17 protein-coding genes are annotated in these 23,563 nt (G+C 62.9%); 9 read left to right on the top strand and 8 right to left on the bottom strand.

The window, feature by feature from the left end; translation table 11 throughout:
* Positions 1 to 187: 187 nt before the first annotated feature.
* Positions 188 to 1,009, bottom strand: a complete 822-nt coding sequence (ppsR, locus tag D3F03_RS03780; protein ID WP_119107991.1) for a posphoenolpyruvate synthetase regulatory kinase/phosphorylase PpsR — start codon at positions 1,007 to 1,009, stop codon at positions 188 to 190.
* A 183-nt stretch (positions 1,010 to 1,192) separates the two neighbouring features.
* On the opposite strand from ppsR, the gene ppsA reads away from it, so the two are divergent.
* Genes ppsA through D3F03_RS03765 form a run of 3 tightly spaced genes read left to right on the top strand, consistent with a single transcriptional unit; the run spans position 1,193 to position 6,018 of the window.
* Positions 1,193 to 3,598, top strand: a complete 2,406-nt coding sequence (gene ppsA, locus D3F03_RS03775; RefSeq protein ID WP_119107990.1) for a phosphoenolpyruvate synthase — start codon at positions 1,193 to 1,195, stop codon at positions 3,596 to 3,598.
* A 4-nt stretch (positions 3,599 to 3,602) separates the two neighbouring features.
* Entirely contained in the window at positions 3,603 to 3,926 is a 324-nt protein-coding gene (locus D3F03_RS03770) for a DUF4212 domain-containing protein (RefSeq protein ID WP_119107989.1), read from the top strand.
* On the top strand, positions 3,904 to 6,018 hold the full coding sequence (locus D3F03_RS03765; protein ID WP_119107988.1) for a VC_2705 family sodium/solute symporter: 2,115 nt from the start codon (positions 3,904 to 3,906) through the stop codon (positions 6,016 to 6,018). Before D3F03_RS03770 ends, D3F03_RS03765 begins: the two co-directional genes overlap by 23 nt.
* Before the next feature lie 111 nt (positions 6,019 to 6,129).
* Here D3F03_RS03765 and D3F03_RS03760 read toward each other — a convergent pair whose 3' ends face one another.
* Together D3F03_RS03760 and D3F03_RS03755 are read right to left on the bottom strand one after the other, a co-directional pair.
* A complete protein-coding gene (locus D3F03_RS03760; RefSeq protein WP_119107987.1) occupies positions 6,130 to 6,489 on the bottom strand; it encodes an FKBP-type peptidyl-prolyl cis-trans isomerase in 360 nt (119 codons plus the stop codon).
* 111 nt (positions 6,490 to 6,600) lie between these two features.
* Positions 6,601 to 6,906, bottom strand: a complete 306-nt coding sequence (locus tag D3F03_RS03755) for a winged helix-turn-helix transcriptional regulator (protein ID WP_119107986.1) — start codon at positions 6,904 to 6,906, stop codon at positions 6,601 to 6,603.
* 233 nt (positions 6,907 to 7,139) lie between these two features.
* Between D3F03_RS03755 and D3F03_RS03750 the strand changes: the two genes are divergently transcribed.
* On the top strand, positions 7,140 to 8,411 hold the full coding sequence (locus D3F03_RS03750; RefSeq protein WP_119107985.1) for a CaiB/BaiF CoA transferase family protein: 1,272 nt from the start codon (positions 7,140 to 7,142) through the stop codon (positions 8,409 to 8,411).
* A gap of 161 nt (positions 8,412 to 8,572) precedes the next feature.
* Here D3F03_RS03750 and rpoD read toward each other — a convergent pair whose 3' ends face one another.
* Together rpoD and dnaG are read right to left on the bottom strand one after the other, a co-directional pair.
* Complete coding sequence (gene rpoD / locus D3F03_RS03745; protein WP_119107984.1) at positions 8,573 to 10,924, bottom strand: RNA polymerase sigma factor RpoD; 2,352 nt, start codon at positions 10,922 to 10,924, stop codon at positions 8,573 to 8,575.
* A 246-nt stretch (positions 10,925 to 11,170) separates the two neighbouring features.
* Positions 11,171 to 13,033: a DNA primase gene (gene dnaG, locus D3F03_RS03740; RefSeq protein WP_119107983.1), complete on the bottom strand. Its 1,863-nt coding sequence runs from the start codon at positions 13,031 to 13,033 to the stop codon at positions 11,171 to 11,173.
* Positions 13,034 to 13,107: 74 nt separating this feature from the next.
* Between dnaG and D3F03_RS03735 the strand changes: the two genes are divergently transcribed.
* The 3 genes from D3F03_RS03735 (at position 13,108) to D3F03_RS03725 (ending at position 17,577) form a co-directional block, all read left to right on the top strand.
* Complete coding sequence (locus D3F03_RS03735; RefSeq protein ID WP_119108556.1) at positions 13,108 to 14,163, top strand: ABC transporter substrate-binding protein; 1,056 nt, start codon at positions 13,108 to 13,110, stop codon at positions 14,161 to 14,163.
* 2 nt (positions 14,164 to 14,165) lie between these two features.
* The gene (locus D3F03_RS17485) at positions 14,166 to 15,851 is read left to right on the top strand and encodes a GGDEF domain-containing protein (protein ID WP_119107982.1); all 1,686 of its coding nucleotides are present in this window, start codon (positions 14,166 to 14,168) and stop codon (positions 15,849 to 15,851) included.
* Positions 15,852 to 15,930: 79 nt separating this feature from the next.
* Positions 15,931 to 17,577 carry an acyl-CoA synthetase gene (locus D3F03_RS03725; RefSeq protein ID WP_119107981.1) on the top strand — a complete coding sequence of 549 codons (1,647 nt, stop codon included), beginning with the start codon at positions 15,931 to 15,933 and terminating at the stop codon, positions 17,575 to 17,577.
* 117 nt (positions 17,578 to 17,694) lie between these two features.
* Here the strand turns inward: D3F03_RS03725 and D3F03_RS03720 are convergent, their stop codons facing one another.
* From D3F03_RS03720 to D3F03_RS03710, 3 genes are all read right to left on the bottom strand, one after another.
* Positions 17,695 to 19,266 carry an alkaline phosphatase D family protein gene (locus D3F03_RS03720; protein WP_425453068.1) on the bottom strand — a complete coding sequence of 524 codons (1,572 nt, stop codon included), beginning with the start codon at positions 19,264 to 19,266 and terminating at the stop codon, positions 17,695 to 17,697.
* Complete coding sequence (locus D3F03_RS03715) at positions 19,263 to 20,789, bottom strand: GGDEF domain-containing protein (protein ID WP_119107980.1); 1,527 nt, start codon at positions 20,787 to 20,789, stop codon at positions 19,263 to 19,265. Before D3F03_RS03715 ends, D3F03_RS03720 begins: the two co-directional genes overlap by 4 nt.
* Before the next feature lie 76 nt (positions 20,790 to 20,865).
* Positions 20,866 to 21,840: an NADPH:quinone oxidoreductase family protein gene (locus D3F03_RS03710; RefSeq protein WP_119107979.1), complete on the bottom strand. Its 975-nt coding sequence runs from the start codon at positions 21,838 to 21,840 to the stop codon at positions 20,866 to 20,868.
* 123 nt (positions 21,841 to 21,963) lie between these two features.
* Between D3F03_RS03710 and surE the strand changes: the two genes are divergently transcribed.
* Both surE and D3F03_RS03700 read left to right on the top strand, forming a co-directional pair.
* A complete protein-coding gene (gene surE, locus D3F03_RS03705; protein WP_119107978.1) occupies positions 21,964 to 22,767 on the top strand; it encodes a 5'/3'-nucleotidase SurE in 804 nt (267 codons plus the stop codon).
* Positions 22,764 to 23,552 (top strand): protein-L-isoaspartate(D-aspartate) O-methyltransferase, encoded by a 789-nt coding sequence (locus D3F03_RS03700; protein WP_119107977.1) that lies wholly within the window; start codon positions 22,764 to 22,766, stop codon positions 23,550 to 23,552. The genes surE and D3F03_RS03700 overlap by 4 nt, the downstream gene beginning before the upstream one ends.
* The last annotated feature ends 11 nt before the right edge of the window (positions 23,553 to 23,563 follow it).

Below are 23,563 nucleotides of genomic sequence, written 5' to 3'. Positions count from 1 at the left end.
AGGATGCCACCTTGGAATCTCCAAATTGCTCTTATATCGATAGCTTTTAGCGCTTAATGGATAAGCGCCAGAGGCTATTTTTATCTAAAATTTTCCAGGAAACTACCTGGGGCCGCTGCACACCCGCAGCGCGCGTCTCGCACCCGTTGCCCCTCGTCACCGTCTGCGCCCCTCCCGCGCTGCCGTTTCAATACACCAGCCGCTCCGGCTGCAGCTCCTGCAGGATGGTGGTGGCGATTTCCTCGATCGACTTGGTGGTGGTCGAAAGCCAGCGGATGCCCGAGCGGCGCATCATGGACTCGGCCTCGTGCACTTCCATGCGGCAGTTTTCCAGGCTGGCGTAGCGCGAGTCAGGGCGGCGCTCGCTGCGGATTTCCGACAGGCGCTCGGGGCTGATGGTCAGGCCAAAGATTTTCTTGCGGTAAGGCATCAGCGCGGGCGGCAGTTGGTGGCGCTCGAAATCTTCGGGAATCAACGGGTAGTTGGCGGCTTTGAGGCCGTGCTGCATGGCCAGGTAGAGCGTGGTGGGGGTTTTGCCGCTGCGGCTCACGCCCACCAGGATGACGTCGGCGCCGGCCAGGTCGCGGTGGCTCTGGCCGTCGTCGTGCGCCAGGCTGAAGTTGATGGCCTCGATGCGGTCGGTGTATTCCTTGCTGCGGCTGATGTCCGAGAAGCGCCCGACACGGTGGTGCGACTTCAGGGCCAGCTCCTGCTCCAGCGGATGCACAAAGGTGCCAAACATATCCAGCAGCATGCCTTTGCAGCCTTCTTGCAGCACTTTCAACACCTCCATGTTGACCAGCGTGGTGAAGACGATGGGCTTGCTGCCCTCCAGGTCTGCGGTGTGGTTGATTTGCCGCACCACCTGGTGCGCTTTGTCCACGGTATCGGTAAAAGGCGCGCGCAGGCGCCGGGGCGTCAGCTCGAATTGCGCGAGGATCGCGTTGCCAAAGGTTTCGGCGGTGATGCCGGTTCCGTCGGAGACGAAGTAGACGGTGCGTGTGTGCATGGGAAGCTAGACAGGAGGGTGACAGGAGGGCGGACCTACAATGTCGCCGATTATCCGAATTCATCCCATGCCTTCCTGCCGCCCACAAGCACAAATACAGCGCACGCAGCATCGCATGGTCGCCCGTCCGACCGCGCAGGTCGACGCGTGCACTGAGCCGCTTTTAACTTCTGGAGCCCTCCCATGTCTGCACGCTTTGACGCGACCGCCTTGGTCGTACCGTTTGAAAACCTGAGGATGAGCGACGTCGAGGTCGTTGGCGGCAAGAACGCCAGCCTCGGCGAGATGATTTCGCAATTGCCGCACGGGGTGCGCGTGCCCACCGGCTTTGCCACGACGGCGCACGCCTTCCGCCAGTTTCTGGCGCACGATGGCCTGTCCGACAAGATCAGCAAGCGCCTGGCGGCGCTGGACACCGAAGACGTGCGCGCCCTGGCGGTTGCGGGCGCCGAGATTCGCGCCATGGTGGAGGCCCAGCCCTTCCCGGCCGATCTGCAAAAGGCCATTACCGACGCGTTTGCCACGCTCTCCGCTGGCAACGCCGATGCCACCTTTGCGGTGCGCTCGTCGGCGACGGCGGAAGACCTGCCCGACGCCTCTTTTGCTGGCCAGCAAGAGACTTTCTTGAATGTGCATGGCATTGACGAGGTGCTGCACAAGATGAAAGAGGTGTTTGCCAGCCTCTACAACGACCGGGCGATTTCCTACCGCGTGCACAAGGGTTTTGCGCACGACGTGGTGGCGCTGTCGGCCGGGGTACAGCGCATGGTGCGTTCGGACCTGGGCGCGGCAGGGGTCATGTTCACCATCGACACCGAATCGGGCTTCGACCAGGTGGTGTTCATCACCAGCAGCTACGGTCTGGGCGAAACGGTGGTGCAGGGCGCAGTGAACCCCGACGAGTTCTATGTGCACAAGCCCATGCTGCGCGCCGGCAACAAGGCCGTGATTCGCCGCAACCTGGGCTCCAAGCTGGTTCAGATGGTGTTCACCACAGCGGAAGAAAAGGCCGAAGGCGCGCTCAAGGGCAAACTCATCAAGACGATCGACGTGCCGGCCGAGCAGCGCAACCGCTATTCGCTGACCGATGCCGACGTCGAGCAGCTCGCGCAGTACGCCTTGGTGATCGAGCAGCACTACGGCCGCCCCATGGACATCGAGTGGGGCAAGGATGGCCAGGACGGCCTGCTCTACATCCTGCAGGCCCGGCCTGAGACGGTGAAGAGCCAGGCGGGCAATCAGGCCGAGATGCGCTACAAGCTCAAGGGCAGGGGGGCCGTGCTGGCCGAAGGCCGTGCCATTGGGCAAAAGATCGGCACCGGCCCGGTGCGCCTGGTGCACAGCATCAGCGAGATGGACAAGGTACAGCCCGGCGACATACTGGTCACCGACATGACCGACCCGAACTGGGAGCCGGTGATGAAGCGTGCCTCGGCCATCGTCACCAACCGTGGTGGGCGTACCTGCCACGCCGCCATCATTGCGCGCGAGCTGGGCATTCCGGCCGTGGTGGGCTGCGGGGATGCCACCGAGCGGCTCAAGGACGGCACCCTGGTGACCGTGAGTTGCGCCGAGGGCGATACCGGCCACATCTACGACGGCCTGCTGGAAACTGAAGTCACCGAGGTGCAGCGTGGCGAGATGCCCGAGATTGCCACCAAGATCATGATGAACGTGGGCAACCCGCAGCTCGCCTTTGACTTCTGCCAACTGCCCAACCAGGGTGTGGGCCTGGCGCGGCTCGAATTCATCATCAACAACAACATCGGCGTGCACCCCAAGGCCATCCTCGACTACCCGAACATCGATTCCGATCTGAAAAAAGCCGTCGAATCTGTGGCGCGTGGCCATGCCAGTCCACGGGCCTTTTATGTTGACAAGGTGGCCGAGGGAGTGGCCACGATTGCCGCTGCCTTCTGGCCCAAGCCGGTCATCGTGCGGCTGTCCGACTTCAAGAGCAACGAGTACCGCAAGCTGATCGGCGGCAGCCGTTACGAGCCCGAGGAAGAAAACCCGATGCTGGGTTTCCGTGGCGCCGCGCGCTATGTGAGCGACGAGTTTGGTGAAGCCTTCGCCATGGAATGCGAGGCGATCAAGCGCGTGCGCAACGACATGGGCCTGACCAACGTGCAGGTGATGGTGCCCTTTGTGCGCACGCTGGGCCAGGCCGAGCGTGTCACGCAGTTGCTGGCGCAGCACGGACTGCAGCGTGGCAAGGATGGGCTCAAGCTCATCATGATGTGTGAGATACCCAGCAACGCCTTGCTTGCCGAGCAGTTCCTCGCCTTCTTCGATGGCTTCTCGATTGGCTCCAACGACCTGACGCAGCTCACCCTGGGTCTGGACCGCGATTCGGGCCTGGAACTGCTGGCCAAGGATTTCGACGAGCGCGACAAGGCCGTCGAGGCGCTGATCCACATGGCCATCAAGGCCTGCCGGGCGCAGGGCAAGTACATCGGTATTTGTGGCCAGGGGCCCAGCGACCACCCAGATTTCGCGCAGTGGCTGGCCGACGAGGGCATTTCGTCGATCTCGCTGAACCCAGACAGCGTGGTCGCCACCTGGCAGCAACTGGCCGCAGCGCACTGAGGCCATGCTGCCGCCACGCGGGGCACCCGACCCAGGAGAAGAGGGCGCCCCGCATGCCTTTCCGCCCGATCTTCACGATGTGCGGCACCTTCGGCTGAAGGCGGCGCTCCTCGTTGTGTGGGCGCTTACCTCGTTTGGCGTCTGTTTTTTTGCGCGCGACCTGCTGTTTTCCGTGGGCGACTGGCCGGTCGGTTTCTGGATGGCGTCGCAAGGGGCGGTGTTCGTGTTCATTGCCATCGTCGTGGTCTATGCCTGGGCCATGAGCCGGTTTGAACGCGAAGATGCGCGCGCGGCCCAGGCGCTGGATGGGGAGCGAGAGCTTGGCTGAGCCACTGACCCCGCAGGCGGCCGACGAGCGCGGCTATGCGCGGCGCTTGCACCGAATTCTTGCGCTCTACGTGGCCGGCGTGCTCGCTTTTCTCGCCCTGATGACCTGGGCGGAGCAGCATGGCCTCTCGCGCTACTGGATCGGACCGATTTTTTTGTTTCTCTCGGTCATGGTGTATGCCGCAATTGGGGTGTACAGCCGCACCACCGATCCTCTTGAGTACTACGTGGCGGGGCGGCGCATTCCGCCCATGTACAACGGCATGGCGGCTGCGGCCGACTGGATGAGCGCTGCGTCGTTCATCAGTCTTTCAGGCGCGCTGTATTTGCAAGGCTACTCGGGCACGCCAGGCCAGGCGGGAGGCTTGGCCTACCTGCTGGGCTGGACAGGGGGGTTTTGCCTGGTGGCCATCCTGGTGGCACCCCATTTGCGCGCCATGGGCCTGTACACGGTGCCCGATTTCTTCCATGTACGCTTTGGTGGGCGCTGGCCGCGCGTGATCGCGGCATTGTCGGCCGTGGTGTGTTCGTCCACCTATGTGGTGGCGCAGATCTATGGCATCGGCCTGATTGCCTCGCGCCTGACCGGCGTTCAGTTCGAAATCGGCATCATGCTCGGCCTGGGAGGCGTGCTGCTGTGCTCATTCCTGGGCGGCATGCGCGCCATCACCTGGACGCAAGTGGCGCAGTACGTGATGCTGCTGCTGGCGTTCCTGATCCCGGTGTCCTGGCTGGCGTACAAGCAGCTTGGCAATCCGGTTGCGCTGGTGGTGTACGGCAAGCAGATTGGCAAGATCGCCGATCTGGAGGCCGGGCTGCTCGCTTCGCCCCTGGAGCAGCAAGTGGTGCAAGCGTATCTGCACCGCGCCCAGGAATACGAAGCGCGCCTGGGCAATGTGGACAAGGCGTTGGAGGATGAACGCACAGACCTGCAGGAGCGGATACACCGCCTGCGTGCGCAAAATGCCGACGTCGGCCTCATCGTTGCGGCCAGCCGGGAACTGGCCGCCCTGCCGCGCGATGCCGCAGCGGCCCGTCTGCTGTGGGAGCGGCAGATGCGGGAAAACTATGCCCGCGCACTGCCGCTGGGCGGTCTGCCGCCACATGCCCAGCCCTATGCCGGCGACCCGAACGGTTCGCCGCAAATGCAGGCGGCCTTCACCAATTCGCGGCGCAATTTTCTGGCGCTGATGTTCTGCCTGATGGTCGGAACGGCCGGCCTGCCGCATCTGCTCACGCGCTACTACACCTCGCCCACGGTGGCCGGAGCACGCAGCTCTGTCGCCTGGACGCTGTTTTTCGTGTCACTCCTGTACCTCAGCGCGCCCGCACTGGCCGTGCTGGTGAAATTCGAGGTCATGAACAATTTGGTGGGCAGCCATTTCGATGCGCTGCCCAACTGGATGGCGCAATGGACGCGGGTGGACGCTTCGCTGCTGTCGGTCGAGGACATGAACGGCGACGGTATTGTGCAGTTTGGTGAAATTCGGCTGGGTGCCGATCTGATCATGTTGGCAACGCCCGAACTCGGCGGTCTGCCGTATGTGGTGTCGGGCCTGGTGGCCGCAGGCGGGCTCGCGGCGGCGCTCTCCACGGCAGACGGTTTGCTGCTGACCATCAGCAATGCTTTGGTGCGCGACCTGTACTTCCGCGAGCGGCCGAACAAGTCCTCGCCCGAGCAGCGCGTGATTCTCAGCAAGTTCGCGTTGCTGGCCGTGGCGCTGACGGCGGCCTTCATCGCTGCGCTCAAGCCGGCAGACATTCTGCCGCTGGTCTCGGCCTCGTTTTCCCTGGCAGCCTCGGCCTTTGTGCCCGTGATGGTGCTGGGTATTTTTTGGCGCGGCACCACACGCCAGGGTGCCGTTGCCGGCATGCTCAGCGGCTTGGGCATTGCCGCGTACTACCTGCTGTCCCACGTGCCGGTCCTTCAGGTGAACTTGCCCGCCTGGCTGCTGGCCGATGGTCTATGGTGGGGCATTCAGCCGGTATCGGCTGGCGTATTCGGGGTGCCGGCCGGGTTGATAGCGGCCATCGTCGTGAGCTGGATGACCCGGCCGGCGCCGTTGCGCCCGCAGCCCAAAACAGAAATGTGAACTGTTGATTCGGTTTCTCAATCAATCGAGTACGCGAAGGCGAAGCGCAGACAGTACAGGCGTACTGGCGAAGCGAAGCCGACAAAGTAATCGTTTGATTGAGAAATGGAATCAGTGGCCGACCTTGAGCAGCTCGACGTCGAACTTGAGCGTGGCGTTGGGCGGAATTACGCCACCGGCGCCGCGCGCGCCATAGCCCAGGCTGGCCGGAATAATGAGTGTGCGCTGGCCGCCCACCTTCATGCCCTGCACGCCTTCGTCCCAGCCCTTGATGACCATGCCGCCGCCCAGATTGAAGGCGAAGGGGGCGTTGCGGTCACGGCTGGAATCAAACTTTGCGCCCTGGACGCCATCGTTGTAGAGCCAACCCGTGTAGTGGACCGATACCGGCGTTCCGCTCGTAGCTTCGGCGCCTTCGCCCAGGGTGGTGTCTTCGTACTGCAAGCCGGAGCTGGTGGTGGTGAGTGCCATAAAATTTCTCGAAAATACTTCTAAAGTAATAGCTTACAACGCTTATGTATCAAGCGTTAACCGCTATTTTCATCTAATATCTTGTAAAGCCAGGCGTCACGCCATGGCGCGTCACTTCTTGTTGCGCCCAGCCACCCAGCGGTTGGCGAAGGCCTGCACGTCGGAGAGGCGCTTGAGCAAGTCGGCGCCCGACGGCGTGACAATATAGCCGTCGCTGCCGTGGTCCAGAAAACCCGCTTCGCGCATTTCCTTGATGCGGGTGTTCAGGGTATTGGGCGTGATGCCGCCTACGCTGTCTTGCAGCAGGCGGAAGGTTTGCGGGTGGCCGTCGCGCAGTGCCCAGAGTACGCGCAGGGCGTAACGGCATTCAAGCCGTTCGAACAACTGGTTGATGGCGACGTTTTCCTTTGAGCTCATGCGGCTTTCTCCTCGCGGTGGTTAGGGCCTTGGTTCGGTGCCGGGTCAGCGCCTGCCGGGCGGATAGGCCAATATAGCGCTGAACCGAATTTGCTACAAGTTTAATAGCTCCAAAACCAGACCCTTCATGCGAGGATGGCAAGAAACGCGTTTTGCGCCGATTTGTTGCAAGTGCACCACGAAATGCTCTGGCATCATGCTGCGCGCCCCACCTCGCCTTCCCAATCTGACCGATGCCCGCCAAAACCACCCCAGAATCCATCGTTTCGCCTGCTGCCGAAGGCCCGAAGCTGCCGCTGGCGGGCCTGCGGGTGGTCGAGTTTTCCCACATGGTCATGGGCCCGACATGCGGCCTGGTGCTGGCGGATCTGGGGGCCGAGGTGATCAAGGTGGAACCGGTGGATGGCGACAGAACCCGCCATTTGCTAGGCGCCGGCGCTGGTTTCTTCCCGCTGTTCAACCGCAACAAAAAGAGCGTGGCACTCGATTTGCGCCACCCGCGCGGGCTGGAAGCGGCCCTGCGGTTGGCCGGCTCGGCCGACGTGGTGGTACAAAACTTCAAACCCGGCTCGTTGGCCAAGCTCGGGCTGGACTACGCCACGCTGCGCCAGACCAACCCCGGCCTGATTTATGTGAACCACACCGGCTTCTTGCCCGGGCCGTATGAGCACCGCAGTGCGCTCGACGAAGTGGTGCAGATGATGGGCGGCCTGGCCTACATGACGGGCCGCTCGGGCGATCCGCTGCGGGCGGGTGCGAGCGTGAACGACATCATGGGCGGCATGTTTGGCGCCATTGGGGCGCTTGCGGCGCTGATGCAGCGCAACCAGACGGGGCAGGGCCAGGAAATTGATTCGGCGCTGTTTGAGAACAACGTGTTCCTGGTCGCGCAGCACATGATGCAATTTGCCGTCACCGGCCAGCCCGCCGCGCCCATGCCGGAGCGCATCCATTCCTGGGGCGTGTACGACATCTTCACCTCTGGCGATGGTGAACAGGTGTTTCTTGCGGCCGTGAGCGATCCGCAATGGGTGCGGCTGTGCACCGTCTTCGGATTCGATGATTTGCTGCAGGACGAAGGCCTGCGCAGCAACAACGACCGCGTGCGCGCCCGGGAGCGGATGATTCCGCTGTTGCGCGAGCGTTTTGGACAACTGGACGCGGCTGCGCTCGCTGCGCGCTTCGAGGCAGAAGGTTTGCCGTTTGCCCGCATCGAAAAACCGGAGAACCTGCTGCACGATCCGCACCTCCTGGCCTCGGGCGGCCTGCAGAGCATGAAGCTGCCCGATGGCGAGCGCGCAGGCGAAGATGCCCTGGTCGCGCTGCTGCCGCTGCGCATGGGTGGCGAGCGTCTGGGGGTGCGGGCCGATGCGCCGCGCTTTGCCGCAGATACTGTGCAAGTGCTGGGAGGTTTGGGGTACGCCATGGCAGAGATTAAGGCGCTGGAGGGTGAGGGCGCGGTCGCTACAGCCGTGGAAAGTGCAAGAAAAGGCGAAGCCACCTGAGCGCTTAGCCTCCAGGTGGCCGGATTGTGTCCGGGTGCCGGCAATCTCCCGCCTGGCTTGTCTGTTGCCGTCCCGAGATGTTTCCGACCCCCATGCAGCGCGCCCAGCAAAAAGCCCCGGCCTGCTGATGCGGACCGGGGCTTTGCGAGAGGAGAGGCGACTCAGAGCGAGTCGATGAAGCTGCGCAGTTTGTCGCTGCGGCTGGGGTGCTTCAGTTTGCGCAGTGCCTTGGCTTCGATCTGGCGGATGCGCTCGCGCGTGACGTCGAACTGTTTGCCCACTTCTTCCAGCGTGTGGTCGCTGGTCATTTCGATGCCGAAACGCATGCGCAGCACCTTGGCCTCGCGCGGGGTCAGGCCATCGAGGATGTCCTTGACCACGTCGCGCAGGCCGGCCTGCATGGCCGCTTCGAGCGGCGCGGTGTTGGCGCCGTCTTCAATGAAGTCGCCCAGGTGGCTGTCGTCGTCGTCGCCGATGGGGGTTTCCATGGAGATCGGCTCCTTGGCGATCTTCATGATCTTGCGGATCTTGTCTTCCGGGATCTCCATCTTCTCGGCCAGCACGGACGCATCGGGCTCGAAGCCGAACTCCTGCAGGTGCTGGCGCGAGATGCGGTTCATCTTGTTGATGGTCTCGATCATGTGCACCGGAATGCGGATGGTGCGTGCCTGGTCGGCAATCGAACGCGTGATGGCCTGGCGAATCCACCAGGTGGCGTAGGTCGAAAACTTGTACCCGCGGCGGTATTCGAACTTGTCCACCGCCTTCATCAGGCCGATGTTGCCTTCCTGGATCAAATCGAGGAACTGCAGGCCGCGGTTGGTGTATTTCTTAGCAATCGAGATGACCAGGCGCAGGTTGGCCTCGATCATTTCCTTCTTGGCGTCGCGCGAACTGGCTTCACCTTCGTTCATGCGGCGGTTGATAAGTTTGAGCTCAGAGAGCGGCACTACCACACGTGACTGCAAGTCCATCAGCTTTTGCTGCAAGTCCTGCACGGGCGGGATGTTGCGTGCCATCACCGCGCTCCAGGGCTTGCCCGCCTGCGCCTGCTTCTCGACCCAGTCCAGGTTGAGCAGGTGGGTCGGAAATTCCTTGATGAAGGCTTCCTGCGGCATGCCGCACTTGTCCACGATGATGCGGCGCAGTTCGCGTTCTTTCTTGCGCACGTCGTCCACTTGGCTGCGCACCATGTCGCACAGCTTTTCAATGGTCTTGGCGGTGAAGCGGATGGTCATCAGCTCGGCCGACAGGGCGTGCTGTGCCTTGACGTACGCAGGTGTGCCGTAGCCGTCGCGGTCGTAGATCTTGTGCACCTTCTCGAACAGCTCGCGCATTTTGTCGAAGCGGCGCAGCGCCTCGTTTTTGAGTTCTTCGAGCTTCTTGGTCAGTGCCTTGCTGCCGCCTTTGCCGTCGTCGTCGTCGTCCTCGTCGAATTCGTCGAAGTCTTCCTCGGCCACATAGTCGTCGGCCTCGTTGGGGTTGGAGAAACCGTCCACGATGGTCGAAATGACGACCTTGCCTTCGCGAATCTCCTCACCCATATTGAGAATTTCGGCGATCGTCGCCGGCGAGGCGCTGATGGCCTCCATCATGGCCATCAGGCCGCCTTCGATGCGCTTGGCGATTTCGATTTCGCCCTCGCGCGTGAGCAATTCCACGGTGCCCATTTCGCGCATGTACATGCGCACCGGGTCGGTGGTGCGGCCGAATTCGCTGTCCACGGTGGACAGAGCGGCTTCGGCGGCTTCCTCGGCTTCTTCCTCGGTGGCAGCCGTCTGGGCCGTGTTGGTGACCAGCAGTTGTTCGGCGTCGGGTGTCTGCTCGTAGACGGCCACGCCCAGGTCATTGAGCATGGAGATCACGACGTCCAGCGTCTCCTGATCGACCAGCTTGTCGGGCAGGTGGTCGTTGATTTCACCGTGTGTGAGGTAGCCGCGGGTCTTGCCCAGCTTGATCAGGGTCTTGAGGCGCGAGCGGCGCTTGGCCAAGTCTTCTTCGGAGAGGACGGTTTCGTCCAGGCCGAATTCTTTCATCAAGGCGCGTTCTTTGGCCTTGCTGATCTTCATGCGCAGGGGCTTGACCTTTTCGACCGGGGTCTCGGTCGTTGCTGCGTCGCTTGTCTCTTCGACTTCACCTTCCAGATCCGATTCAATGTCCGACAGGTCGGCGTCGTCGCTGTCGGCGTCGGCCTTGCCCTTCTTGCTGCGAGCAGTTGCCTTGGGTGCCTTGTCGGCCTTGGCAGAGCTTGCGCCCTTGGTCGCGCGGACCGCGGGTTTTTTGGTCACTTCCGGCTCTTCGGTCTCAGGGCCGCCGGCCTTTGCGCGGGCAGTGGTTTTCTTTTTTTCGGGAGCAGAGGTCTTGGCGGCAGTCATGGGCACGGAAGGAGCTTTCTTGGCGGTCGGCGTCTCGGCTGCCTTGGCGGCAGCCTTGGTAGCGGGTTTCTTGGCAGAAACGGGCGAGGTCTTGGCGGGAGCGGACTTGGGCAACTTCGCTGGCTTTTGAGCGGGCATGGACAACCTCGGGTCAAGAAGAAACAAAGACAACACAAGCGCCTGAAATCCCGGCGCGGGTGACAGGGAAAAGCTGAGCTTTACCCTTGGAGCCATGGGGCTCCGAGGCAAGATGTCTGGGCGATCATTTGGTGTGCAATCCTTGCGGTAAGGGGGCGGTCGTGCGCGTTTGTCACGGTTGCCCGGCCCGGAGGTGTTGCTGTCGCTCTTGCCAGTGAACCTTACATTATACCGATATTGCGTTTTTCAAGACGATGACGGAGCCAGACGCTCCAGTGCGAGACGTCTGGCCTGCAGTGCGCGGTAGCGTTGCAGGGCTTGTGGGTCGCTTGCTGAATCGGCGATGGCGGCACTTTCCTGCAGCTTGATCTGGTCTACCAGCATGCGGTTGAGCAGGCCGCGCAGTTCCTGCTGCAGTTCATGGGTGTCTCCCTCGGTCTGCGCATGGGCTCCCGTCATTACGCGCGCTGCGAGGGGCTCGCAGGCATGGCCGCGCAAGGATTCGCGCAGCACTGCCCAGGGCAAGGCGCCGTGCTCGTGAAACTGCATTTCGATCCAGGCAAACAGGGGGCCGTGGGGCGCGGCCTGGGCACACAGCAAGGCATTGTCTTCATGCGAGAGCGAATCGATGAAATCCATATGCGAGAGCAGCAGGCGCGCCGCATGGTCGCTGCGACTGGCGGGCGCTCCGCGCCCGCGCCGTGTGCCGGGGGAGGGGGCAAAGGCCATGTCAGGGGCCTCGCGCCCTTTGCTGCGCGAAGCGCTAGCGCCCGCGCGCTGCGCCGCTGGTGCAGGGGGTCGTGTGCGAGCGGCAGCCTGCTGCCACACTTCCTGCAAATCCAGCGGGTCGAGTTGGGCGAGGCTTGCCAGTTCGCCCAGCAACTGGCGCTTGAGCGCACCGTCCGGCAAGGGCTCCCATAGGGCGCGCGCATTGCTGGACATGCGGGCACGGCCTTCTGACGTGCCCAGATCGCACTGATCGCTGGCGGCTTCGATCAAGAAGCGGCTCAGGGGCAAGGCGTCGGCAATGTGGCGTGAAAACGCACTGGCACCATGCGCACGCACAAAACTATCGGGGTCGTGTTCACTCGGCAGGAACAGAAACTTGATGCTGCGGGTGTCGCTTGCGTGCGCGATGGCTGCGTCCAGGGCTTTGCGCGCTGCGCGGCGGCCGGCGGCATCGCCGTCGAAGCTGAACACCACGCCGTCGGTAAAGCGCAGCAGCTTGGCAATGTGCTCGGCGGTGCAGGCCGTGCCCAGCGTGGCCACCGCATTTTCAAAACCTAGCTGGGCCAGCGCCACCACGTCCATGTAGCCTTCGGTGACGAGTGCGAAACCGGATTCGCGAATGGCGGTGCGCGCCTCAAACAGGCCGTAGAGCTCGTTGCCTTTGTGGAATATTGGGGTTTCGGGCGAATTGAGGTATTTGGGCTTGTCGTCGCCGAGCACCCGGCCGCCGAAGCCGATGCATTCGCCCTTGACGCTGCGAATCGGGAACATCACGCGGTCGCGAAACCGGTCGTAGCGTTTGCCATCTTCTTCGCCCACGATCACCAGGCCGCTTTCGGCAAGCAAGGGCTCGTCGTACTGTGGAAAAACGCTGGCCAGGTGCCGCCAACCTTCCGGTGCATAGCCCAGGCCGTAGCGCTGAGCCACTTCTCCCGAAACGCCCCGGCCCTTGAGGTAATCGATCGCTTTGGACGACTGGCGCAGCTGCTTTCGGTAGTCCTGTGCCGCCTTTTCCAGCACTTCGCTCAGCGTAGCCTGGTGCTGGCGTGCCGCTGCCGCGCGCTCTTTGTCTGCCGCAGTGGCATGGTCGTCCGGCACGGTGAGACCGACCTGGCGCGCAAGGTCTTCCACAGCATCCACAAAGCCCATACCGGCGTGCTCCATCAGGAAACCGATGGCGTTGCCGCTTTTGCCGCAGCCAAAGCAGTGAAAGAACTGCTTCGACGGGCTTACGCTGAAGGAAGGCGACTTTTCCCCGTGAAACGGGCAAAGACCCATGAAATTGGCGCCCGCTTTGCGCAGCGGAACGTAGCGGCCTACCACCTCAACCACGTCGATACGCGAGAGGAGCTCCTGGATAAAAGTTTGGGGGATGCTCACGACGCCATTGTCCCGCGTAAACTGTTTGTTACGTTTTAGGGAAAGGGCAATGCGTGGTGGCAATGGGTGGTCGAATGGCTCTATGGAACCTGCTTGCCAAGTTCCGATGGGTATGGATCTGCTGGCTGGGAACATGCGCGTTTGCGGTGTCGGCGCAGGCCGCACCGCTGCTGCGTGTTCTGGCTTGGCCGGGGTATGCCGACGCGGATGTCGTGGCGCAATTCGAAAAGCGCCATGGTGTGCGCGTCGAAGTGACCATCGTCAGCTCGGATGAAGCCTTGCGCAGCCAGATGGCGAGTGCACGGCCGGCGTTTGACGTGGTGGCCGCCAATACGGTAGAGATCGCACGGCTTGTGGATGCGAAGAAGTTGCAGCCGTTGAATGTGCAGGCCATTCCCAATCTTGCCCACCAGTTGCCGAGGTTTCACCCGCTCTCGGCCATTGCCGGAATTTCGGATGCCCAGCGGGTCTATGCAGTGCCCTATACCTGGTCAGAAATGGGCTTGATCTATGACCGCACGCAATGGGCTGCTCCGCCGGATTCATGGGCAGCGCTGTGGGACCCGAAATGGCACGGCCGGGTGCTGGAGTTTGACAGCGCAGACCATGGGTTCTCCCTTGCCGCGCTGCACCGTGGCCTGCCGCCGTTTCATATCCCTCCAGAGAAGATGCGAGGCCTGGCGCTCGATCTGGTGGAACTGCGCCGCAATCTGCTGGCGTTCTACAACTTGCCTGAAGAAGCCGTACGATTGTTTCGGGACCACAAGGCCGCGCTGCTGTTTGCCAATTATGGGCAGCAGCAATTGAAGCTCCTGCGCGATGCGGGAATTGATGTCGGCTACGTGATTCCCCGTGAAGGTGCTCTGGCCTGGCTCGATTGCTGGGCGGTGCCGGCAGGGGCACGAGAACCACTGCTGGCCCACCAATGGATCAACTACATGCTCGAGCCCTCGGTCAGCCATACGTTGACGCTGCGCCAGGGGTTGGCCAACACCTTGGAGCCAGCGCCAGGCCTTGAGGCAGGCGCAGCCAGCCCCAAAATTCTGTGGCTGGAGCCGCTGGAAGACGAAGCCCTGCGCTCACGGCTGTGGCGCCGCATCGTTTCGGGCGAGCGGCCGGAGCGTTTCTGACCATGCGCACCAGCATTGCCTTTCGCCTCGGGCTATTGCTTGCCAGCTTCAGCGTACTTGCGGCGTCGTTTGCTGCCTATTACACCTTTGATGCCGGACGCAGTCTGCTGCAGGCACGTGCAGAAAGTGCATTGCTTGGCACCACACGCTTGTTGGTGCGCTACCTTCAGACGGGGCTTGGGTCCGTTACGCGCGATGCCCAAATGCTGACAACGGTGGCGTCTTCACTGGCGCACGGCGCAAAGCCGTTGAACGCGCAGCAGCGTGTTGCAATAGCCGATGCGTTCAAGGCCACCTTGGGGGCCAGGCCGGCCTATCGCCAGATCCGGCTCATCGGCGTTGCCGACCATGGACTTGAACTGGTGCGGGTGCGCCGTCAGGGCGAATCCATCGTGCAGGCCAAGCAGGCCGAACTCCATGAGCAGGCCTACCGGCCTTTCTTTTTTGAGGCATTGCGCTTGCCGGTAGACGCCAGTTACATATCGGAGATCAATCTGGCGACGCCATTCGACGAGGCAGCTACCTCGTCCGAAGCAGTTTTCCATTTGTCGATGCCTGTCACCAGCGGCGGGCATTTGCTCGGCGTTTTGGTGGTGGATGTGAGTGCCCCCACATTTCTTGCTATTTTCCGTGCCACTCTGCCCAAAGGGCTGGATTTCTATCTCAGCAACCAATGGGGTGATTTTCTTGACCACCCCGACGCCGCGCAGGTGTTGGGTGCCGAGAACCAGGGCGAGCGCATTCTGATTCAGGAGCGCTTTCCCTCGGTGCGAGCGCTGTTGGAGGGCAAGCAGAGTGAGCAGGTATTCAGCCAGGACGACGGCGGCACCGTGCGCCAGGCCTATGCCTTTGCCCGCTTGCCCTACGGTGGGCAGGAAGATGGGCGCTTCATGGTCGTGGGCCTCTCGCAGCGGCTGAACGTGGTGCAGAACGAGGTTTTGAATTTCGGCCGGCGCATCTTGTGGCTGCTGGTGGTGCTCAGTGCGGCAGCCGCGCTGCTGGCGGCGCTGGTCTCGCGCGTGGCCACTGGCCCCATCAAGACCATGGTGCGTGCGACCCAGGCTTTTGCGGCAGGCCGCAGCCACGGGACGTTGCCGGTGGATCGGGGTGATGAACTGGGTGAGTTGGCGCGCAGCCTGAATCATATGGAGCAGCAGATCGGACGGCAACTCGACGAACTGAGCGCCCGCCACCACGACATGGCGCATCTGGCGTACCACGATCCGCTCACGGGCCTACCCAATCGCCGCATGTTCGAGCAGCGTCTTGCCCAGGCGCTCGCCATGGCGAAACGAACCGGGCACCTGTGTGCGTTGCTGTTCGTGGATCTGGATGACTTCAAGGCGATCAACGATGCTTTGGGGCATGCTGCTGGCGACACCGTGCTCAAGGCCGTGGCGTGGACGACAACGCAGACTGTTCGCCAGAGCGATACCGTGGCACGGCTTGCGGGAGATGAATTTACCGTGCTCTGCGAGAACCTCGACACACCAGAGCAGGCTGCCCAGGTGGCAGCGAAACTTGAACAGGCCCTGGCGCAGCCGCTTGAATTGAATGGGCGGGTGCAGCCCATACGCGCGAGTGTGGGGTTTGCGCTCTTTCCGCGCGATGCCAAGGATGCTGGCGGCCTGATGGCTGCCGCCGATGCCGCCATGTACCGCGCCAAGCAGCGGACCCGCGGCGCGTGACAGCACGGCGCAAGCTGGGCATGCTGTGATTGAATTGTGTGCGCTTGGCGCTTTTTTTACCTACTTTTCCGGGGGTTCCATGACATCCGTATTCGACCAGCATTTGCCGCGCACCCCAGCCAATTTCGCCCCGCTCTCGCCACTTGGGTTTTTGGAGCGAAGTGCCGAGGTCTACCCAGACCGGCTTGCCATCGTGCACGGGAACCTGCGCCAGACCTGGGCACAGACCTACACGCGTTGCCGCCAGTTCGCCAGCAGCCTGCAACGGCTGGGCATTGGCAAGAACGACACGGTGGCGGTGCTGCTGCCCAATACGCCGCCTATGGTGGAAGCGCATTTCGGTGTGCCCATGGCCGGGGCCGTGCTCAACGCGCTCAACACCCGGCTCGATCCGGAGACCATCGCCTTCATGCTGGACCACGGCGAAGCCAAGGCGGTGATCGTGGACCCGGAATTTACGGGCGTGCTTGCCAAGGCGCTGGCGCTGCGCAGCTCAAAGCAGCCGCTTATCCTGATCGAGGTGCAGGACGCGCTGTACGGACCGGCTGCGCACCCGCTGGGTGGCACCGATTACGAGACTTTCCTGGCCGCTGGCGACCCGCATTTCGCCTGGGAACTGCCGGGCGACGAATGGGATGCCATTGCGCTGAACTACACCAGCGGCACCACGGGCAACCCCAAGGGCGTCGTCTACCACCACCGCGGTGCGGCGGCCAACGCCATCAGCAACGTGCTGGAGTGGGACATGCCCAAGCACGCGGTCTACCTGTGGACGCTGCCGATGTTCCATTGCAACGGCTGGTGCTTTCCGTGGACGGTGGCGGCGCGCGCGGGTGTCAACGTGTGCCTGCGCCGCGTGGATGCGCAGTCCATTTTCGATGCCATGCGCGAGCACGGCGTCACGCACTACTGCAGCGCGCCTATCGTGCACAGCCTGCTGGTCAACGCGCCCGACGCCATGAAGGCTGGCGTGCCCTCCGGCATCAAGGCGATGGTGGCGGGCGCGGCGCCGCCGGCTTCCATGATCGAGGGCATGGAAAAGATGGGCTTTGACCTGACCCACGTCTATGGCCTGACGGAGGTGTACGGCCCCGCGACGGTATGCGCCAAGCACGCCGCTTGGGACGGGCTCGACATCGGCGAGCGCGCCCGCCTCAACGCCCGCCAGGGCGTGCGCTACCACCTTGAGCGCGATGTGCGTGTGCTCAACCCCGAAACCATGCAGCCCGTGCCACAGGACGGTGAAACCATGGGCGAGATCATGTTCAAGGGCAACATCGCCATGAAGGGCTACCTGAAGAACCCACAGGCCACCGAAGAAGCCTTTGCCGGTGGCTGGTTCCACAGCGGCGACCTGGCCGTGCAGTACCCCGACGGCTACATCAAGATCAAGGACCGCAGCAAGGACATCATCATCTCGGGCGGCGAGAACATCTCGTCCATCGAGGTCGAAGACGTGCTCTACCGCCACCCGGACGTGCTTGCCGCTGCCGTGGTCGCCCGGCCAGACCCGAAGTGGGGTGAAACGCCGTGCGCCTTCGTGGAGCTCAAGGTGGGCGCCCAGACCACGCAGGAGGACATCGTCGCCCACTGCAAGCGGCACCTGGCCGGCTTCAAGGTGCCACGTGCCGTGGTGTTTGGCGAGTTGCCCAAGACCAGTACCGGAAAAATCCAGAAGTTCGAGTTGCGCAAGCAAGCTGGGTCGGCGGCGGCCATCGACGTCTGACGTCTCGATCTGTTTGTCAGTCCCAAATCAAGAGGCTAAAAATATTGGTGTTTTTGGCCTCTAGCGCTTATCCAGTATGCGCCAGCAGCTACTATTTCGATAGTTTTTCGGCCCAGCCTACGCCTCTCGAACCGGCCCAGGCTGGCCGGGTTCGACGACAAAGCTCGCCAGTGTGTGGACGGTGCTGTCCATCCGCATCGGGTCCTGCACCACCTGCAGGTGGGTGGTCCAGAGCGTGGGCGTGATCTCGGCCAGGCCGTAACCGCGCTCACCGCAGCGCGCCAGCAAGATATGCGGATTGCGCCGCACGATGGCATCGAGCTTTACCTGCGTGGCACCGGAGCGCGAGGAGATCGAGGTGCCGCAAAACTCGCTCGCTACCGCCGGCCCCTCCAACGCTTGCGCCTTCTTGGGCACCCGGCAGACGTAGTTCTGGTGAATGTCGCCCCCCAGCACCACCGTGCGTGCCGGCGTGTGCCGCGCGATGCTGGCCGTCAGGCGCTCGCGCGCTGCGGGGTAGCCGTCCCAGGTGTCGGTGGACTGTATGCCAGAAGGGTAGTGGCGCGGTGAGAACAGCGTCTGCTGAGCGAGCACGCTCCAGCGCGCGCCGCGCGCAGCATCCTGTGCCAAGCCCGCATCCAGCCAGCGTTCCTGCGTGCCACCAAGAAAACTGCGTGTGGCCTGTTCAAGTTCTGCGCATTGCCCCGCTGGCACGGCGCCAGCGCCGGATGCGTTGGCACGGCGGCAGGCCTGCCGGTCGCGGTATTGGCGCCCATCGAGGACATGCAACTGGGCGAGTTGGCCCCAGGCCAGGCGTCTGTAGAGCTGCAGTGCGGCAAAGCCCGGCCCCGCGAGCCTGGCGGCGCCCAGCGGCATGTGTTCATAAAACGCTTGAAAGCCCGCGTTGCGCAAATCTGCAAAGCCAGCGCGGTCCCAACGGCCGGTGGTTCCCGCCCAGTCGTTTTGAACCTCATGGTCGTCCCAGGTGACGACCCATGGGCACGCTGCGTGCGCGGTTTGCAATTGCGGGTCGCTCTTGTGCAGCGCGTACCGGTCGCGAAAATCGGCCAGGGTGCTGGCGTGGCGCAGGGCGTGGACGCGCGCCAGGCCCATGGGGTCTGTGGGTGTGGCGTATTCGTAGATGTAGTCGCCCAGGAAAAGCACGAGATCGGGAGCCTCGCGGGCCACGTTCGCCCAGGCGGCGTAGTAGCCATGCTCCCAGCGCTGGCACGAGGCGAATACCAGCCGCAAGCGCGCTGGCAGGTCTTGCAGGGCCGGTGCGGTGCGCGCCTGCCCCACGCGACTGGTGGCGGCGCCGTGGTGGAAGCGGTAGTGGTACCAGCGACCAGAAGGCAGGCCCTTGATTTCCACATGCACGCTGTGCCCAAGCTCGGGCATGGCCATGGCGGAACCGCGCTGCACGATGCGGCGAAAGGCGGCGTCTTCGGCCACCTCCCAGCGCACGGGAAGGGCGGTGTCCGCCAACGGTGCGCCGTCGCCAAGCAGCCGCGTCCAGAGAATGAATCCGTCAGGGCTTGGGTCGCCGCTGGCTACGCCGAGGCCAAACGGGTCGTGGTGCAAGGCGCGCGCGCCCCAGGCGGAGCGTGGCAGGGTTCCTGCCACGGCCGTCTGCGCCGCCAGCGCGAGAAAGTACCGCCGATCAAGGGGTGTATGCACCACGGCGGTCAAGCGGCAACGACACGGTTCTTGCCCTGGCGCTTGGCCAGGTACATCGCCTGGTCGGCCCGCTTGATCGCCCCGTCGCTGTCTTCGCTGGCCGCCAGTTCGGCCACCCCGGCACTGAAGGTGATGAGGAGCTTTTCGTTGTCCTTGAGGAAGAAATTCTTGGTCAGCTCGCGCTGCAGGCGCTGCATGGCCTCAATCCCGGACGCCAGCGCCGTGTCAGGCAGCACAAGGACGAATTCCTCTCCGCCGTAGCGCGCCAGCATGTCTTGCGGTCGCATGACCGAGCGCACCACATCGGCCAGGTGCACCAGTGCTGCATCGCCCGTCGCATGGCCAAGGCGGTCGTTGATCTGCTTGAAATTGTCCACATCGAGCAGCGCTATGCACAGCGGCGTCTCCGCGCGGCGGCCACGCGAGATTTCACGCTCGAGCACTTCGTCCAGCCCCTTGCGGTTGAGCGAGCCGGTAAGGGGGTCGTGGCGTGCCTGCAGGCTCACCTGGTCGAGTGTTTGCTGCAGGCGCACCAATTCGTCGTGCTTGTCCTGGGCGCGCTGGCGCAACTCGTGCAGTTCGTCGTGCGCTGCGCGGCTGTCGAGCGCCATCGAGCGTGTGGTGCCCATGACCAACTTGAGCACGGGTGCAATCTCTTCGAGTGTGCTGGCACGGGCAATTTTCTCTGCGCAACCCTCCATGGTTTCATGGTAGATGCTGCTGGCTTCGGTCATCGTGCCCAGGCGCTCGATGAAGGCGCTCAGCATCTCCTTCATCTGCTCCTGCGCTTCCACCATCCGGCCCTTGGCCTCGGTCTGCTTGAAGATGACGTCTTTGAGGCGGCGTTGCACGTCGTCCAACCGGCGCAGCGTCAGCGGCTGCGCCGTGGCTTGTACCAGGGCCTCGGTCTGGCCAGCCAGCCAGCGATCGTCCACGCTCAATGCCGCCATGTTTTCGAACACCATGTGCAGCAGTTCGAGCAGCAAATTGCGCACCGCAGCCTGGTCTTCCGTGGCAAAGGAGAGCCGGAAGCTGAAGTTGGCCAGCATCAACTGCAGGGTACTGGCGGGAGGAGAGGGGGAGCGCAGGAACTGCACCAGCTGATCGCCGAGCAGGTGGACCCGCGTGTCGTCCGTGCTCAGCCCGGCAAGCGTGTTGTCCACCATCCGGGCAATCTGCTCGGCAAGATCGTCTGGCAGCACAATTGCTGGCTGGGCTGCCTGTGCCGATTCAGCGATCGAAGCTCCGCCCAAACCGAGTTTGGCGTACCCGACCATGACGGCCTGGAGCGCCGTCCAGTCGTTTGCGCCGACCGCCTTTTCAAACTGGTCCAGCAATCGTCGCTGCACTGGGGTTTGCCCAGGGACCACACGCAAAATTTGGCGCAGCGGCCCTTCAGGGAAAGGCGCCGGACTGCGAACGCCCGCGATTTCGTCGTAGATATTGCGAAAATTATCTGGCGTAGGCGCCATGCGTCGAACAGCGAGTTGTTTCAACGTTTCGCGCGCAAGGTCCGAAGGATTCCGCTCAGCCATGAACCATCACCTGAAAAAAGACACGCGAGTGTGACATGCCCGCAAGGGGCAACGTGCTTTCTGGAGCAGGAAAGCGTCAGTTCACCAGTACCAGCTTCCCCTGAACCGCGCGCGAACCCATGCGGGCAAAGGCTGCCGGCAGCTCTGCCATCGGCATGGTGCGGTCGATCACGGGCTTGATGCGGCCTTGCGCATACCACTGTGCCAACTCCCCCATCATCGCCGCATTGGCCTTGGGCTCGCGTTTGGCAAATTCGCCCCAGAACACGCCCACCAGCGATGCGCCCTTGAGCAAGGGGAGGTTGAGGGGCAGGGAGGGAATCGGACCCGAGGCAAAGCCCACCACAAGGTAACGGCCGCGCCAGGCAATCGAGCGAAACGCCGGTTCGGCGAAGTCGCCGCCCACCGGGTCGTAAATCACGTCCGGCCCTTTGCCGTCGGTCGCTTTTTTGATGGCGTCCCGCAAGTCCTCGGTGCTGTAGTTGATGGTGGTGTCGGCCCCGAGTGACCGGCACAAGGCGCATTTTTCATCGGTGGAGGCTGCTGCGATCACCCGCGCGCCCATGGCCTTGGCGATCTGGATGGCGGCGGTTCCCACGCCGCCCGCTGCCCCGAGTACCAGCACCGTCTCGCCCGCTTTGAGCGCTGCGCGGTCCACCAGTGCGTGCCAGGAGGTGGCATAGATCATGATGAAGGCCGCCGCGTCCACGTGGGGAAACCCGTCGGGCAGGGGCATGCACAGCGCCGCGGGCGCCAGCGTGTGGGTCCCGAAGCCACCGGTGCCCGACAGGCAGGCAACACTTTGTCCTGGTTTGAGATGGGTGACATCCGGCCCCACGGCCTGCACCACACCTGCGTATTCCGAGCCAGGTACAAATGGCAAGGCTGGCTTCATCTGGTACTTGTTCTGCACGATCAGCAGATCAGGGAAGTTCAGGCTCGCTGCCTTGATTTCGATGAGCACCTGACCGGGACCTGGCACCGGTGTAGGCAATTGTGTCCATTGGAGGGCTTCGACGCCGGTGGGTTGGGTGCATAGCCAAGCGTGCATGGGATGTCTCCTGATTCGACAAATCGCGATGATAGGGTGGGCATTGAGGGTGTGAATGTCTCGGTAGCGACGGCGTTTGGGGTGGGGCTTTGGTCGCGGTGCGCAGCCTACAATCCACAGCCGATGCCCAGCACCCTAAAGATACTGATTTCCAACGATGACGGCTTTCAGGCGCCCGGCATCGTGGCGCTGCATGCGGCGCTGGCGCGCGTAGCGCAAGTCGAGGTGGTGGCGCCCGAGCACAACAACAGCGCCAAATCGAACGCATTGACTTTGCACGCGCCTCTGTATGTGCAGACCGCTTCGAACGGTTTTCGCTACGTCAATGGCACGCCCGCTGATTGCGTGCATATCGCGCTGACAGGTCTGCTTGACTATCGGCCCGACCTCATCGTTTCGGGGATCAACAACGGCGCCAACATGGGTGACGACACGATTTATTCAGGCACGGTGGGCGCGGCCATGGAAGGCTACTTGTTTGGTATCCCGGCGATTGCGTTTTCACAGGTCGATAAAGGTTGGGGCGAAATTGAGGCAGCGGCTGCCAAGGCAACTGAGATCGTGCAGCAGCTGACGGCAGGCAGCCTGTCGGGTCAGCCGCCCTGGCTGCTCAATGTGAACATGCCCAATTTGCCGCTCGATGCCATGCGTTCGCTCAAAATTTGTCGGCTGGGGCGTCGCCATTCCGCTGAGCGCGTGATTGTGCAAGAGAGCCCTCGCGGCGACACGATGTACTGGATCGGCAGTGCCGGTGCTGCCAAGGACGATACCGAAGGGACCGACTTCCATGCCACTGCGCACGGCCATGTGGCGCTGACGCCTCTGAAGGTTGACCTTACCGATCATGACAATCTTCGGTATTGGGCCCAGAGTGCCGCGCAGTGGGGTACCAGCGCGCATGGTGCAGGTGCTTCGGAAGCGGCATGAACCAGCGCCGACCGGGATTCCCTGCACGCATCGCGGCGTCTCCAAAAGGCGCTTCAGTGCCAGCACACAGTTCGACTGCGGCTCCGCGCCGCATTGCCTCATGGGCGTCAACGGTAGCCCCTGCGGGCGTCGGCCTCGATTCGTCCGCCGTACGTGAGCGCATGATTGAGCGCCTTGCGGCAGGGGGCGTGGCCAACCTTGAAGTGCTCAAGGCCATGCGCGCGGTGGAACGACACCGCTTTGTTGATTCTGCATTGGCCAACCAGGCCTATGAGGACACCAGTTTGCCGATTGGCCTTGGACAAACCATATCCAAGCCCAGCGTAGTCGCCAGAATGGTGGAGCTTCTTCTTGGGGCGCCTGGTGCGCGCACCAATGGCTTAGGCCGCATACTTGAAATCGGCACGGGCTGTGGCTATCAAGCTGCGGTGCTCAGCAGGCTTGCACGGGAGGTCTACAGCATCGAGCGTCTTCGCGGATTGCATGAGCGTGCCCGTGCCAACTTGCGGCCGTTGCGCCTTGCCAATGTGCATCTGCTCTTGGGGGATGGAACCTTGGGTTTCCCCACTGGCGCTCCCTATGCCGGCATTTTGGTGGCTGCTGGTGGAGCGGCCTTGCCGCCTGCCTGGTGCGAGCAGCTGGCGGTGGGTGGGCGATTGGTGGCGCCGATTGCCGACGCTTCTGGAACTCAGTCTCTGCTGGTCATTGATCGCTCAGCGCAAGGCTTTACGCAAACCTTGCTCGAGCCCGTGCATTTCGTACCCCTAAAATCGGGTCTTGGTTGAAGGAAAATACT

It is taken from the genome of Simplicispira hankyongi (assembly GCF_003570885.1).
Classification (GTDB): Bacteria; Pseudomonadota; Gammaproteobacteria; order Burkholderiales; family Burkholderiaceae_C; genus Simplicispira; species Simplicispira hankyongi.
This window is presented reverse-complemented; position numbering and strand designations above follow the sequence as displayed.